13 protein-coding genes are annotated in these 14,719 nt (G+C 65.3%); all 13 read left to right on the forward strand.

Translation table 11 applies throughout. The annotated features are described in order from the left end of the window. Positions 1–2: 2 nt before the first annotated feature. The 13 genes from HU751_RS08715 (at position 3) to HU751_RS08780 (ending at position 14,629) form a co-directional block, all read left to right on the forward strand. Positions 3–524 (forward strand): chemotaxis protein CheW, encoded by a 522-nt coding sequence (locus HU751_RS08715; protein WP_186735885.1) that lies wholly within the window; start codon positions 3–5, stop codon positions 522–524. Next, on the forward strand, positions 521–1,774 hold the full coding sequence (locus HU751_RS08720) for a CheR family methyltransferase (RefSeq protein WP_186735884.1): 1,254 nt from the start codon (positions 521–523) through the stop codon (positions 1,772–1,774). The genes HU751_RS08715 and HU751_RS08720 overlap by 4 nt, the downstream gene beginning before the upstream one ends. Beyond that, the gene (locus HU751_RS08725; protein WP_437181039.1) at positions 1,771–2,436 is read left to right on the forward strand and encodes a chemotaxis protein CheW; all 666 of its coding nucleotides are present in this window, start codon (positions 1,771–1,773) and stop codon (positions 2,434–2,436) included. The genes HU751_RS08720 and HU751_RS08725 overlap by 4 nt, the downstream gene beginning before the upstream one ends. Next, on the forward strand, positions 2,433–4,727 hold the full coding sequence (locus tag HU751_RS08730) for a hybrid sensor histidine kinase/response regulator (RefSeq protein ID WP_186735880.1): 2,295 nt from the start codon (positions 2,433–2,435) through the stop codon (positions 4,725–4,727). Before HU751_RS08725 ends, HU751_RS08730 begins: the two co-directional genes overlap by 4 nt. Next, positions 4,724–5,737 (forward strand): chemotaxis response regulator protein-glutamate methylesterase, encoded by a 1,014-nt coding sequence (locus HU751_RS08735; protein WP_186735878.1) that lies wholly within the window; start codon positions 4,724–4,726, stop codon positions 5,735–5,737. Before HU751_RS08730 ends, HU751_RS08735 begins: the two co-directional genes overlap by 4 nt. A 51-nt stretch (positions 5,738–5,788) precedes the next feature. Beyond that, the gene (locus tag HU751_RS08740) at positions 5,789–6,793 is read left to right on the forward strand and encodes a response regulator (protein WP_050704372.1); all 1,005 of its coding nucleotides are present in this window, start codon (positions 5,789–5,791) and stop codon (positions 6,791–6,793) included. Between the two features lie 1,066 nt (positions 6,794–7,859). Then, positions 7,860–8,955 (forward strand): peptide chain release factor 2 gene (prfB, locus tag HU751_RS08750; RefSeq protein ID WP_139121065.1). Its coding sequence is split into 2 segments (ribosomal slippage): positions 7,860–7,931 and positions 7,933–8,955, totalling 1,095 coding nucleotides; the frame shifts between segments, so codons are not numbered across the junction. Between the two features lie 93 nt (positions 8,956–9,048). Further along, positions 9,049–10,551: a lysine--tRNA ligase gene (gene lysS, locus HU751_RS08755; RefSeq protein ID WP_186716337.1), complete on the forward strand. Its 1,503-nt coding sequence runs from the start codon at positions 9,049–9,051 to the stop codon at positions 10,549–10,551. 207 nt (positions 10,552–10,758) lie between these two features. After that, complete coding sequence (locus tag HU751_RS08760) at positions 10,759–11,463, forward strand: TetR/AcrR family transcriptional regulator (protein WP_062360515.1); 705 nt, start codon at positions 10,759–10,761, stop codon at positions 11,461–11,463. Between the two features lie 29 nt (positions 11,464–11,492). Next, on the forward strand, positions 11,493–12,041 hold the full coding sequence (locus HU751_RS08765) for a LolA-like protein (RefSeq protein ID WP_062574967.1): 549 nt from the start codon (positions 11,493–11,495) through the stop codon (positions 12,039–12,041). Between the two features lie 92 nt (positions 12,042–12,133). Next, positions 12,134–13,411, forward strand: a complete 1,278-nt coding sequence (locus HU751_RS08770) for a flavohemoglobin expression-modulating QEGLA motif protein (RefSeq protein ID WP_028691572.1) — start codon at positions 12,134–12,136, stop codon at positions 13,409–13,411. After that, positions 13,383–14,306, forward strand: a complete 924-nt coding sequence (locus tag HU751_RS08775) for an alpha/beta hydrolase (protein WP_186735766.1) — start codon at positions 13,383–13,385, stop codon at positions 14,304–14,306. The genes HU751_RS08770 and HU751_RS08775 overlap by 29 nt, the downstream gene beginning before the upstream one ends. Then, complete coding sequence (locus HU751_RS08780) at positions 14,303–14,629, forward strand: PA3694 family proteiin (protein WP_028691570.1); 327 nt, start codon at positions 14,303–14,305, stop codon at positions 14,627–14,629. The genes HU751_RS08775 and HU751_RS08780 overlap by 4 nt, the downstream gene beginning before the upstream one ends. Positions 14,630–14,719 lie beyond the last annotated feature (90 nt).

Consider the following 14,719-nt stretch of genomic DNA (forward strand, 5'->3'; position numbering starts at 1 on the left):
CGATGAACGACATGTCCCCCCGCGAGGCGCGCGCCACCACTGAAAAGGGCGTGCTGTACCTGCAGTTTCGCATTGCCGACCAACGTTTCGCCCTGGATGTGCGCGAGGTGATCGAGGTCCTGCCGCATCGTGCGCTCAAGCCCATCGCCCAGGCTCCGGCCTGGGTGGCCGGCGTGCTCGCCCATCGCGGTGCGCTGGTGCCGGTGATCGACCTGTCGGCACTCAGTTTCGGCTCCCCGGCCCAGTCGCGCAGCAGTACGCGACTGGTGCTGGTGCACTACCGCGCCGATCCGCAGCGTCCGCAGTTGCAGCTGGGATTGATCCTGGAGCAGGCCACCGACACCCTGCGCTGCGCTCCCGACGACTTCCAACCCTATGGCCTGGACAATGCCGAGGCGCGTTACCTCGGGCCTGTGCGCCAGGACGCCCGGGGTTTGTTGCAACGCATCGAGGTGGACGACCTGCTGTCGGATGCGGTGCGCGTGTTGCTGTATCCGCTGGAGCCAGGGCAGGTGCAGGTATGAGTGAGCAGCGTTTTTTCCGTTTCCTGCAGGAGCGTATCGGCCTGGACGTCGAGTCGGTCGGCACGGCGATGGTCGAGCGTGCCTTGCGCCAGCGCTGCACACTCGTGGCGGCGGTAAACCTGGACGACTACTGGGTACGCCTGCAGCAGTCGACCGATGAGCAGCAGGCCCTGATCGAGGCGGTCATCGTTCCGGAGACCTGGTTCTTCCGCTACCCCGAATCCTTCACCGCGCTGGCGGGCCTGGCCCACAAGCGCGTGGCCGAGCTGGCCGGCGCCCGGCCGCTGCGGATCCTCAGCCTGCCGTGCTCTACCGGCGAGGAGCCGTATTCGATCGCCATGGCGTTGCTCGACGGCGGGCTGAACCCCGGGGCATTCCGTATCGACGGCATCGACATCAGCCCCAGCTCGGTGGCCAAGGGCGAGCAAGGTGTCTATGGCCGCAACTCGTTCCGCGGCAGTGAGCTGGCCTTTCGCGAGCGGCATTTCAGCGTCGTCGACGAGGCCCATCGCCTGGATGAGCGGGTGCGCCAGCAGGTCAGCCTGCAGGTGGGCAACGTGCTCGATCCGGCGCTGCGGGCGCGTGAAGGCCTCTACGATTTCGTGTTCTGTCGTAATCTGCTGATCTATTTCGACGTACCGACCCAGCAGCGGGTGTTCGAGGTGCTCAAGCACCTGACCCATGCCCAGGGCGTGCTGTTCATCGGTCCGGCCGAGGGCAGCCTGCTGGCGCGCCTGGGTATGCGACCACTGGGGATTGCCCAGTCGTTCGCCTACGTCCGTCAGGATGAAGCGCCGCCGGTCATCATCGCCAAGCCGGCGCCGGTGGCCCGCCCAGCAGTCGTGCCACCCGTGCCAGCGCGTATCGTGACGCTACCGCCGCGGGTCGGCAGGCCGAATGCCGTGCCAGTCGCCAAGCCGATGCCGGCCAAGGATGAGGCGCAACTGCTGGCCAGCATCGCCCAGCATGCCAATGCCGGTGACAGCGCCCAGGCCAGGGAAGGCTGCGAGCGCTATCTGCGCAAGTTCGCGCCCAAGGCACAGGTTTACTACTGGATGGGGTTGCTCAGCGATACCGAGGGCGATGCCGCGCAGGCCATCACCCATTACCGCAAGGCCCTCTACCTTGAGCCGCAGCACCCGGAGGCGCTGATGCACCTGGCCATGCTGCTGGCCGCGCAGGGCGACGAGGCGGGCGCGCGACGCCTGCAGGAGCGTGCCGCTCGGGCTGGCCGGGAGTCTGAACGATGAGCGGCGGATACCATATGCAACTGATTGCCCACGATGACGAGCAGATCGATGACTGCTGGAACCGTATCGGGGTGCATGGCGACAAACAGTGTCCCTTGCTGCCGCGGCATGTGCACTGCCGCAACTGCGAGGTTTATGCCGAGGCAGCCACGCGCCTGCTCGACCGTTATGCGCTGATCCAGGATGAACAGCTCGAGGCACCCGCTGTGCAGGAGGAGGCGGTCGGCCGCTCGATGCTGCTGTTCCGCCTGGGCGAGGAATGGCTGGCCCTGGCCACCGCCTGCCTGGCCGAGATCGCCCCGTTGCAGCCGGTGCACTCGTTGCCTCACCAGCGTTCGCGGGTGCTGCAGGGGGTCGCCAATGTGCGCGGGGCGCTGGTGCCTTGCCTGTCGCTGGCCGACCTGCTGGGCGTGCCGGTCGAGGGGGGCGGCGAGCGTGGCGGGCGGAGCATGCCGCGCATGCTGATCCTGGCGGCCGAAGGTGGGCCGGTGGTGGTACCGGTGGACGAGATCGACGGGATCCATCGCCTCGACCCGGCGAGCCTGGACAATGGTCGCGATGCGGCGCACTTCACCGCGGCGGTGCTGCAGTGGCGCGGGCGCAGCGTGCGTGTGCTGGATGAACAACACCTGATGTCAGCCGTGAAGCGGAGCCTGTCATGACCCCGGAGCAAATGCGCGATGCGTCGCTGCTCGAGCTGTTCAGCCTGGAGGCCGAGGCCCAGACCCAGGTGCTCAGCGCGGGCCTGATGGCGCTGGAGCGCAACCCTGCGCAACCCGATCAGCTCGAGGCCTGCATGCGTGCGGCGCACTCGCTCAAGGGGGCGGCACGGATCGTCGGCATCGACGCCGGGGTCAGTGTCGCCCATGTCATGGAAGACTGCCTGGTGGCCGCCCAGGAGGGCCGCCTGCTGCTGCGCCCCGAGCATATCGACGCACTGTTGCAGGGCACCGATCTGCTGATGCGTATCGCCACGCCGGGCGATCAGGACAGCGAAGCCGCCGTGGCGGTGTTCCTGGCACAGATGGCGGCCTTGCTCGACCCCTCGGCGCCCTTGCTGGCCAACGCGCAGCCGAGCACAGCGAACCTGCCGCCAGTCGTCCAGCCCGCACCGCCGGAGCCTGAGCCCCTGTCGCCACCTGAACCCGACGTCGAGGCAGAGCCGGTGCCTGCCCGCAAGGTCGGAAAACGCGGTGGCGAGGGCGGCGAGCGGGTGTTGCGGGTCACCGCCGACCGACTGAACAGCCTGCTGGACCTGTCGAGCAAATCGCTGGTCGAGACCCAGCGCCTGAAACCCTACCTGGCCACCCTGCAGCGCCTGAAGCGTATGCATGGCCAGGGCATGCGGGGGCTTGATGGACTGAAGGCCCAACTGGAGGAGAGCGGCCAGGGGCCTGAAGTACTCGAAGCCCTGGCCCAGACCCAGCAGTTGCTGGCCGAAACCCAGCAAATCCTGTTGCAACAGGCGGCTGACCTGGACGAATTCGGCTGGCAGGCCAGTCAGCGCGCGCAGTTGCTCTACGACACGGCTTTGGCCTGTCGCATGCGTCCGTTCGCCGATGTGCTGACCGGGCAGAGCCGGATGGTCCGCGACCTTGGCCGCTCGCTGGACAAGCCCGTGCGCCTGCTGGTCGAGGGCGAGAAGACCCAGGTCGACCGCGATGTGCTGGAAAAGCTCGAGGCTCCGCTGACGCACCTGCTGCGCAACGCGGTCGATCACGGTATCGAGCTGCCCGAGCAGCGCCTGCTGGCCGGCAAGCCGAGCGAGGGCACGGTACGCCTGCGCGCCTCGCACCAGGCCGGACTGCTGATCCTCGAATTGTCCGACGACGGTGCCGGTATCGATCTGCAGCGCCTGCGCCGTAGTATCGTCGAGCGAGCACTGTCGCCGGCCGAGACCGTGGCGCAGATGAGCGAGGCCGAGCTGCTGACGTTCCTGTTCCTGCCGGGCTTCAGCCTGCGCGACACCGTCACCGAGGTGTCCGGTCGCGGTGTCGGGTTGGACGCGGTGCAGCACATGGTCCGCGAACTGCGCGGCTCCATCGAGCTGACCCAGGTGGCTGGGCAGGGCTGCTGCTTCCACCTGGAAGTGCCATTGACCCTGTCGGTGGTGCGCAGCCTGGTGGTCGAGGTGGGCGGCGAGGCCTATGCCTTCCCACTGGCGCATATCGAGCGCACCGTCGAAGTGCCGGCCGAGGCCATCGTGCAGATCGAAGGCCGTCAGCACTTCTGGCACGAAGGGCGGCATATCGGCCTGGTGGCTGCCAGTCAGTTGCTCAACCGGCCGGCGGCCCAGGGGGATGAACAGAGCCTGCGGGTAGTGGTGATCCGTGAGCGCGATCAACTCTATGGGGTGGCGGTCGAGCGGTTGATCGGCGAACGGGTGCTGGTGGTGATGCCACTGGACGCGCGCCTGGGCAAGGTCCAGGACATTTCCGCCGGCGCCCTGCTCGATGATGGCTCGGTGGTGCTGATCGTCGATGTCGAGGACCTGCTGCGCTCGGTGGACAAACTGCTCAGCACCGGCCGCCTGGAACGTATCGAACGGGGCGGGCGGGGCGGCAAGGGCGTGGCACGCAAGCGCATCCTGGTGGTCGACGACTCGCTCACCGTACGCGAGCTGCAGCGCAAACTGTTGGGCAACCGCGGCTATGACGTGGCGGTGGCCGTCGATGGCATGGACGGCTGGAACGCCCTGCGCAGTGATGATTTCGACCTGCTGATCACCGACATCGACATGCCGCGCATGGACGGTATCGAGCTGGTCACCTTGGTAAGGCGCGACAACCGCCTGCAATCGCTGCCGGTGATGGTGGTGTCCTACAAGGATCGTGAAGAAGACCGGCGTCGTGGACTGGATGCCGGTGCCGACTATTATTTGGCCAAGGCCAGCTTCCACGACGATGCGTTGCTGGAGGCGGTCGTGGAGCTGATCGGAGGTGCCCAGGGATGAGAATCGCCATCGTCAACGACATGCCCATGGCCGTGGAGGCCCTGCGCCGTGCGTTGGCCTTCGAGCCCGCGCACCAGGTGATCTGGGTGGCGGGCAATGGCGCCGAGGCGGTGCGCCTGTGCGCCGAGCAGACCCCGGACCTGATCCTCATGGACCTGATCATGCCGGTGATGGACGGGGTCGAGGCCACCCGCCGGATCATGGCCGAGACTCCCTGCGCCATCGTCATCGTCACGGTGGACCGCAAGCAGAATGTGCACCGGGTGTTCGAGGCCATGGGCCATGGCGCCCTGGATGTGGTCGATACCCCGGCGCTGGGCGCGGGCGACGCCCGGGAGGCGGCCGCGCCGCTGTTGCGCAAGATCCTCAACATCGGCTGGCTGATCGGCCAGCAGCGTCCCAGCGCCGCCCGTGCGGTGGCCGCGCCGCTGCGCGAGACTTCGCAGCGCCGTGCCCTGGTGGCCATCGGCTCGTCGGCCGGTGGGCCGGCGGCGCTCGAGGTACTGCTCAAGGGCCTGCCGCGCAGTTTCCCGGCGGCCATCGTGCTGGTCCAGCATGTCGACCAGGTGTTCGCCGCCGGCATGGCCGAATGGCTCAGTACCGCGTCCGGCCTGCCGGTGCGCCTGGCCCGCGAGGGTGAGCCTCCGCAGCCGGGGCAGGTGCTGCTGGCCGGCACCAACCACCATATCCGTCTGCTGAAGAACGGCGAGCTGGCCTACACTGCCGAGCCCGTCAACGAAATCTACCGGCCCTCGATCGATGTGTTCTTCGAGAGCGTGGCGCGCTACTGGTCTGGTGATGCGGTGGGCGTGCTGCTTACCGGGATGGGGCGCGACGGCGCCCAGGGCCTGAAGCTGATGCGCCAGCAGGGCTTCCTGACCATCGCCCAGGACCAGCAGAGCAGCGCGGTATACGGCATGCCCAAGGCCGCCGCGGCAATCGACGCGGCGGTGGAAATCCGTCCGCTGGAGCGAATTGCCGGGCGACTGATGGAAATCTTTTCGAAATGACGATATGTATTGAGGCGCGCCGCGTGGCCGGCGGTCAACGGGTGACTACGGATGAATGATCTACCGATCGAAGGTTTCACGACCATCAACGAAAGCGCGGCGATGGTCCTGCTGGTCGATGATCAGGCGATGATCGGCGAAGCGGTGCGCCGTGGTCTGGCCCATGAAGAGAACATCGACTTTCACTTCTGCGCCGACCCGCACCAGGCGGTGGCCCAGGCCATGCGCATCAAGCCCACGGTGATCCTCCAGGACCTGATCATGCCGGGCCTCGACGGCCTGACCCTGGTGCGCGAGTACCGCAACAACCCGGCCACCCAGGACATCCCGATCATCGTCCTGTCGACCAAGGAGGACCCGCTGGTCAAGAGCGCTGCCTTCGCCGCCGGGGCCAACGACTACCTGGTGAAGCTGCCGGACACCATCGAGCTGGTGGCGCGTATTCGCTATCACTCGCGCTCGTACCTGACGCTGCTGCAGCGTGACGAGGCTTATCGCGCCCTGCGGGTGAGCCAGCAGCAGTTGCTCGACACCAACCTGATGTTGCAGCGGTTGATGAACTCGGACGGGCTCACCGGGCTGTCCAACCGCCGTCACTTCGACGAGTACCTGGAGCTGGAGTGGCGTCGGGCTATTCGTGAGCAGCAGCAGTTGTCGTTGCTGATGGTCGATGTCGACTACTTCAAGGCGTTCAACGACAGTTTCGGCCACCTGGCCGGTGACGAGGCCCTGCGTCAGGTGGCCGAGGCCATTCGCGGCTGCTGCTCGCGGCCGACCGACCTGCCGGCGCGCTATGGCGGCGAGGAGTTCGCCCTGGTGCTGCCCAATACTTCGCCTGGTGGCGCGCGGCTGGTGGCGGAAAAGCTGCGCCAGACCATCATGGGCCTGAAGATTGCCCACACAGTGCCCGAGGCGGCCTCGCACCTGACCGTTAGCATCGGTCTGGCGACCTTGACGCCGAGTGTCGGCAGTCATTGCCGGCAACTGATCTCGGCGGCGGACAAGGGGTTGTATCTGGCCAAGAATAGCGGGCGTAATCAAGTCGGTATTGCCTAAGAGAGTTCCTGCAGGGTGTTAGTGTTTTCAGAACTTCACTAACCCTGCGGGACCGGCTTGTCGGCAGAGGTATAAACAACAATTGCTGGCTGAAACCTAAACTCCAATCTCTTCGCTCTTCGCTCTTCGCTCTTCGCTCTTCGCTCTTCGCTCTTCGCTTTTGCTTCTAAGTGCGCGGTAGATCAGGCAACACCAATTGCGACTTCAGGAGGCCGAGCGGAGTTCTTGCGAAGGGAGGTGACGGGCATGGATGCCCGTCAAGCGCTGCGCCCCAGGATGGGGCGTTCAGCGCGGTCCTCCCGGGAGCAAGAACGGAGCGAGGGACCCCGGAGCGAAGCGTAGCTGGGAAGCGGCGAAGCGTAGGGGCCGGATGAATGGAGCGAGGATTTTTTGGTTCCTTTTTGATCCTTCAAAAAGGGACCCGCCGTAAGGGCGGAAAGGTGACTTTGCGTCACCATCGCAAATGAATGCGCATATAACTTTCAAAACTCATGCTCTAAAAGTCAAAGTCAAAGTCAAAGTCAAAGTCAAATGCGGTCGGTGTCGGTTTTAATAGTTGTAAGTGCATTCATTTGTGATGTCGACGCATAGTCACCTTTTCGCCCTTACGGCGAGTCCCTTTTTGAAGGATCAAAAAGGAACCAAAAAATCCTCGCTCCATTCATCCGGCCCTCCGCTACGCTCCGGGTCCCCTCACTCCGGCCTTGCTCCCGGGAGGACCGCGCTGCAGGGCCCATCCTGGGCCCCAGCGCTTGACGGGCATCCATGCCCGTCACCTCCCTCCGCAAGGCCTGCGCTCGGCCTCCTGAAGTCGCGAAGGTACGGGCGGCGCCTGGGCTGACGTAGCTGTCGCTAGTTGAGTATGGCGCTAGACTCTTGATCGGCAACGGCAACGGCAACGGCAACGGCAACGGCAACGGCAACGGCAACGGCAACGGCAACGGCAACGCCGGGAATCGGGCGTAAAGGGGTTTGCGCCCAGACCGCCCGGCGGGTCTGCCGCCAGACCCCAGACTCGGTTATACTCGCGGGCTTTTCACCGAATTCGTACGAGAGCTGCCCGCCCATGGAAATCCAACCGATCCTGAACACCATCAAGGACCTCACCGAGCGTTCCCAGTCCATTCGGGGGTATCTTTGACTACGATCACAAACATGATCGTCTGGTCGAAGTAAACCGCGAGCTGGAAGACGCCGCTGTCTGGAACAAACCCGAGTACGCCCAGGCCTTGGGCCGCGAGCGCGCCATGCTGGCGCAGGTGGTCGAGACCCTCGATAAACTGTCCAACGGCCTGACCGACTGCAAGGACCTGCTCGACATGGCTGTCGAGGAGGGCGATGAAGGCGCTGTCAGCGATGTCGAGACCGAGCTGCAAGGGCTTGAGGAATCCCTCGCCCAGCTCGAGTTCCGTCGCATGTTCAGCGGCGAGATGGACCCGAACAACGCCTACCTGGACATCCAGGCCGGCTCCGGCGGCACCGAGGCCCAGGACTGGGCCAACATCCTGCTGCGCATGTACCTGCGCTGGGCCGACAAGCGCGGCTTCGACGCCACCATCATCGAACTGTCCGAAGGCGAAGTCGCCGGCATCAAGGGCGCCACCGTGCACATCAAGGGCGAGTACGCCTTCGGCTGGCTGCGCACCGAGATCGGCGTGCACCGCCTGGTGCGCAAGAGCCCGTTCGACTCCGGCGCCCGTCGCCATACCTCGTTCTCGGCGGTGTTCGTCTCGCCCGAGATCGACGACAAGGTCGAGATCGAGATCAACCCGTCCGACCTGCGCATCGACACCTACCGCTCCTCCGGTGCCGGTGGTCAGCACGTCAACACCACCGACTCGGCGGTGCGTATCACCCACGTGCCGACCAACACCGTGGTGGCCTGCCAGAACGAACGCTCCCAGCACGCCAACAAGGACACCGCCATGAAAATGCTGCGGGCCAAGTTGTACGAGCTGGAAATGCAGAAGCGCAACGCCGCCTCCCAGGCCCTGGAAGACAGCAAGTCGGACATCGGCTGGGGCCACCAGATCCGCTCCTACGTGCTCGACGACTCGCGCATCAAGGACCTGCGGACCGGCGTCGAGCGCAGCGACTGCCAGAAGGTCCTGGATGGCGACCTCGACCAGTACCTGGAAGCGAGCCTCAAGCAGGGGCTGTAAACCGTACACCACCGCCGCGATACGAGGCCCAGGGCCCGTATCGCGTGCCCTGCCCGACAGGGGCAACGAACACCTGATGGAAAGAATGACGACATGAGCGACCTCAAGACCGAAGCGCAAGACCTGCAACAGGAAGAAAACGCCCTGATCGCCCTGCGCAAGGAAAAACTTGCCGCCGAGCGCGCCAAGGGCAATGCCTTCCCCAACGACTTCCGCCGCGACAGCTACTGCAACGACCTGCAGAAACAGTACGCGGACAAGACCAAGGAAGAGCTGGAAGCAGCCGCCATCCCGGTCAAGGTCGCCGGTCGCATCATGCTCAACCGGGGTTCGTTCATGGTCATCCAGGACATGACCGGCCGCATCCAGGTCTACGTCAACCGCAAGACCCTGCCGGAAGAAACCCTGGCCGCGGTCAAGACCTGGGACCTGGGCGACATCATCAGCGCCGAAGGCACCCTGGCCCGCTCCGGCAAGGGCGACCTGTACGTCGAGATGACCAGCGTGCGCCTGCTGACCAAGTCGCTGCGCCCGCTGCCGGACAAGCACCACGGCCTGACCGACACCGAGCAGCGCTACCGCCAGCGCTACGTCGACCTGATGGTCAACGAGGAAACCCGCCACACCTTCCGTGTGCGTTCGCAGGTGATCTCGCACATCCGCAAGTTCCTCATCGAGCGCGACTTCCTCGAAGTCGAAACCCCGATGCTGCAGACCATCCCCGGCGGCGCCGCGGCCAAGCCGTTCGAAACCCACCACAACGCCCTGGACATGGCCATGTTCCTGCGCATCGCGCCGGAGCTGTACCTCAAGCGCCTGGTGGTCGGTGGCTTCGAGAAGGTGTTCGAGATCAACCGCAACTTCCGTAACGAAGGCGTTTCGACTCGTCACAACCCTGAATTCACCATGCTCGAGTTCTACCAGGCCTACGCCGACTACCGCGACAACATGGACCTCACCGAGGAACTGTTCCGCGAGCTGGCGCAGCTGGTACTGGGCAGCACCGATGTGCCGTACGGCGACAAGGTGTTCCACTTCGGCGAGCCGTTCGTGCGCCTGTCGGTGTTCGACTCGATCCTCAAGTACAACCCGGAGCTCACCGCCGCCGACCTGCAGGACGTCGACCGTGCCCGCGAGATCGCCAAGAAAGCCGGCGCCAAGGTGCTCGGCCACGAAGGCCTGGGCAAGCTGCAGGTGATGATTTTCGAAGAGCTGGTCGAGCACAAGCTGGAGCAGCCGCACTTCATCACCGAGTACCCGTTCGAAGTCTCGCCGCTGGCCCGTCGCAACGACGACAACCCGGCCGTGACCGACCGCTTCGAGCTGTTCATCGGTGGCCGCGAAATCGCCAACGCCTACTCCGAGCTCAACGATGCCGAAGACCAGGCCGAGCGCTTCCTGGCCCAGGTGGCCGAGAAGGACGCCGGTGACGACGAGGCCATGCACTACGACGCCGACTTCGTCCGCGCCCTGGAATACGGCATGCCGCCGACCGCCGGTGAGGGCATCGGCATCGACCGCCTGGTGATGCTGTTGACCAACTCGCCGTCGATCCGCGACGTGATCCTGTTCCCGCACATGCGTCCACAGGCCTGAGCGATCTGAACAAGCCGCCTTTCGAGGCGGCTTTTTCATGCCTGAAGCTTTATGTTGTCAGTGCGGGCCTCATCGCGGGGCAAGCCCGCTCCCACAGTTGCACCGCAGGGCTTGAGCGTTGTGGTGTAACGTGGGAGCGGGCTTGCCCCGCGATGAGGTCGGCACCGGTAACCCACTGTTCATGAGGTACCTCCAGTGACCCCCGCAATGCCCCACCAGGGCGCCGCCGGCATCGCCACCGCCGTCGCCGAGAGCGTGCAGTACCAGGGCCGCAAGACCGCCCGCCAGGGCAGCGAGCAGCGCCGCCAGCAGATCCTCGACGCCGCCATGCGCATCGTCGTGCGCGATGGCGTGCGCGGCGTGCGCCACCGCGCCGTGGCTGCCGAGGCCGGCGTGCCGTTGTCGGCCACCACCTACTACTTCAAGGATATCCAGGACCTGCTGGCCGATACCTTCGCCCAGTATGTCGAGCGCAGCGCGGCCTACATGGCCAAGCTCTGGACCAACACCGAAGGCGTGCTGCGCCAGTTGCTGGCCCAGGGCGACGGTACCCCCGAGGCCCGGGCGCACCTGGCCGATGAAGTGGCGCGCATGCTGGCCGACTACGTCCTGCGCCAGCTGAACAACCGCCGCGACTTCCTCATGGCCGAGCAGGCCTTCCGCCAGGAGGCGCTGCTGTGCCCGCGCCTGGCCGAACTGGTGCAGGCCCACGAGCAGATCCTGCTGCATGGCGCGCGACAGATCCTGCAGGTGGTCGGTTCGCGTCAGCCCGAGCAGGATGCCCAGATGTTGACGGCGATAATCGAGCAGATGGAATATCAGGGCCTGCTCAAGGATGCGAATGCGCAGGCCGATGAGCAGATGCTCGCTATCCTTGTCCGATACCTGCAGATGGTGCTGGCCTCGGCCTGAGTGGCGAACGACTTTTCAAGGAGAACCTGATGAAAGCCTGGCGTGTGGTGTTGTTGACCTTGTCATTCCTCCTGCTGGGCGGTTGTCTGGTGACGTTCGACGAGCCGCTGCCGGCCAACCAGCCGGCGCCTAAGGCCCTGCTCGGGCAGTGGAGCAGCAAGGACGCCTGGGGCCAGCCGCTGAAGCTGAGCATCAGCCGCGCCGGCGGCAACACCTACAAGGCGGTGGCCCGTGCCCAGGGCAAGGCCCCCGAGGAATACGCCTTCACCGTGGCCCGGCATGGCAACCGCTGGTACCTGTCGGCCGGCGTGCCCAAGCGCCTGGGCGGCAACTTCCTGATCGGTGGCTTCGAGGTGATCGACGGCAAGCAGCTGGTGGTCTACAACCTCGATGTCGAGCAGGTGCAGCAGGCCGTCGCCAAGAAAGAACTGAGCGGACGCAATACCGAAGTGCCGGAAGATAACGGCGAGGGCGTGCTTATCGACAGCCCCACCGAGCGGGTGCTGGCGTACCTGGACGATCCCGCCAACTCCGATCTGTTCGTCGAGGTGGCGCGCTTCCAGCGTTCCGGTAAATAGCAGTGAGCATACCGGCCTCGTCGCGGGGCAAACCCGCTCCTGGTTGTGGGAGCGGGATTGCCCCGCGATGAGGCTCCAAGAAGGAGTCCCGCGTGGACGAGTACCAGCAGACCATACGCACGTTGTCCGACCGCATCGTCGCCACCCAGACCCCGATCCGCGTGCTCGACGCGGTGAAATGGGACGACGGCATCCGCCAGGGCTTCCTCAAGGCCAAGGGCAAGGAGCCACCGGCGGTGGACCGTGCCTACTACCAGAACCGCCCGCTGTCGTTCGACTCCAGCGCGGTGAAGGCCGAGTTCCAGAGCATCGAGCGCGACATCACCCGGCAGTTGGGCCAGTTCAACCCGGTCGGGCAGATCATGCGGCGCATGTGCAAGGAATACCGCATGGTGGTGCGCATGCTCGAAGCACGCGGCACCGAGGACTTCGGATTGATCTCCCAGGAGCTCTACGGCGCCGCCTCCGATGCCTTCCACGCCGGTGATCCGACCCTGGCCGACCTGGGCCTGATGCTCTCGGACTACCTGAACAACATCGACGGTCGCGGCGACCTGAAGGACGAGCCGAAGAACCTCACGGCCAAGGAAGCAGTGGAGATCCTCCAGCGTCGCCTGAACAAGGTGTTCGGCGAGGCCGAGGAGACCATTCGTGTGTTCGAGTCCGACGGCATCGTCGCCGACGCCGCGGCCGGCGCCGACTACATCAAGGTGCGCGCCGACGCCATGTTCAACAGCCGCGACGTGCGCGCCCTGGAAGTGCATGAAGGCCTGGTGCACGTCGGTACCACCCTCAACGGCCTGAACCAGCCGATCTGCACCTTCCTGGCCAAGGGCCCGCCCTCGTCGACGGTGACCCAGGAGGGCTTGGCCATCCTCATGGAGGTGATCGCCTTCGCCTCCTACCCCAGCCGCCTGCGCAAGCTCACCAACCGCACCCGTGCCATCCACATGGTGGAGGAGGGCGCCGACTTCCTGCAGGTCTTCGAGTTCTTCCGCGGCCAGGGCTTCGAGATGGGGCAGAGCTACAGCAACGCCAGCCGGGTGTTCCGTGGCTCGGTGCCCAACGGCCTGCCATTCACCAAGGACTTGTCCTACCTCAAGGGCTTCATCATGGTTTACAACTACATTCAGTTGGCCGTGAAGAAGGGCAAGCTCGAGCAGATCCCATTGCTGTTCTGCGGCAAGACCACCCTGGAAGACATGCGCACGCTGCGCCAGCTGGTCGAGGAAGGGCTGGTCGAACCGCCCAAGTACCTGCCCGAGCAGTTCCGCGACCTCAACGCGCTGTCGGCCTGGATGTGCTTCTCCAACTTCCTCAACCACCTGAGCCTGGACCGTATTGAAGCCGACTACGCGAACATTCTCTGACGCCTGCCGTCACCTCGCCTTCGGCTTCGGGTTGCTGCTGTTGGGCGGCTGCAGCAACCTGCTGTTCTATCCCGAGCCCGGCCAGCCGTTCACCCCGGAAAAGGCCCGCCTGCAGTATCAGGACCTGACCCTCCACGCCGCCGACGGCACGCGCCTGCATGGCTGGTGGCTGCCCGTGCCGGCGGGTACCGAGGTCAAGGGCACGGTGCTGCACCTGCATGGCAATGGTGGCAACCTGGCCTGGCACCTGGGCGGCAGCTACTGGCTGCCGAAGGCGGGCTACCAGGTGCTGATGATCGACTATCGCGGCTATGGGCTGTCCCAGGGCAAGCCGACATTGCCTGAAGTCTATGGTGACATCGGCGCGGCGCTGGACTGGCTCGACAAGGCGCCCCAGGCCCAGGGCAGGCCGCTGGTGCTGCTCGGCCAGAGCCTCGGCGGGGCCATGGCCATCCACTACCTGGCCCAGCACCCCGAGCAGCGCCGACGCTTCAGCGCCCTGGTGTTCGATGGCGTGCCGGCCAGCTACCGGGCGGTGGGGCGTCATGCACTGAGCACTTCGTGGATGACCTGGCCGCTGCAGGTGCCGCTGTCATGGCTGGTGCCGGACGGCGACAGCGCGATCAACTCGATCGCCCGCCTGGACAGCCCGCCGAAGCTGTTCTTCCACAGCATCGACGACAACCTCGTGCCGTTGGACAACGGCCTGCGTCTGTACCGCCAGGCGCCGCCGCCCCGGGTGCTGCAGCTTACCCGGGGCGACCATGTGCAGACTTTCGCCGACCCGACCTGGCGCCAGGTGATGCTGCGCTTCCTGGAAGACCCTACCCATTTCAACGGCCTGCGCCGCTTGGCCGAAGTACCCAACTACCCTGACGAGAAGAACAAGCAATGAGTGAAGAACGCAACGCCATCCCGCTGATCCTGACTGGCGTCGGCAGCATCATCGTGACGGTGGGAGCCCTCTGGTACTACGGCTACCTGCATTTCGCCAAGCCCGAGGATGCGCTGTTACTGCAGGATTTCACCATGCTCAAGACCATTCCGGGGGAAGACTACAAGGTCTCGCTGACGCCGGCACCACAGGTGGCACAGTGCATCGATGGCGTGCTGGTGCTGTTCGACACCGAGCAGAAGGGCCTGACCGGGGTGCTGGTGGACAACCGCAAACGCGCGGTGCGCTGCATGGGGCAGGAGACGCCGCAGCAGGTGCAGTGAGCGTGTCCTGACTTTCAGATGGGGTCGGTGCTAGGGCAGGTTCAGGAGGATGTTGTCTGCGTGGGAGCGGGCTTGCCCCGCGAAGTGTCG

The sequence above is a fragment of the Pseudomonas peradeniyensis genome (genome assembly GCF_014268935.2).
In the GTDB taxonomy this organism is placed as follows: Bacteria; Pseudomonadota; Gammaproteobacteria; order Pseudomonadales; family Pseudomonadaceae; genus Aquipseudomonas; species Aquipseudomonas peradeniyensis.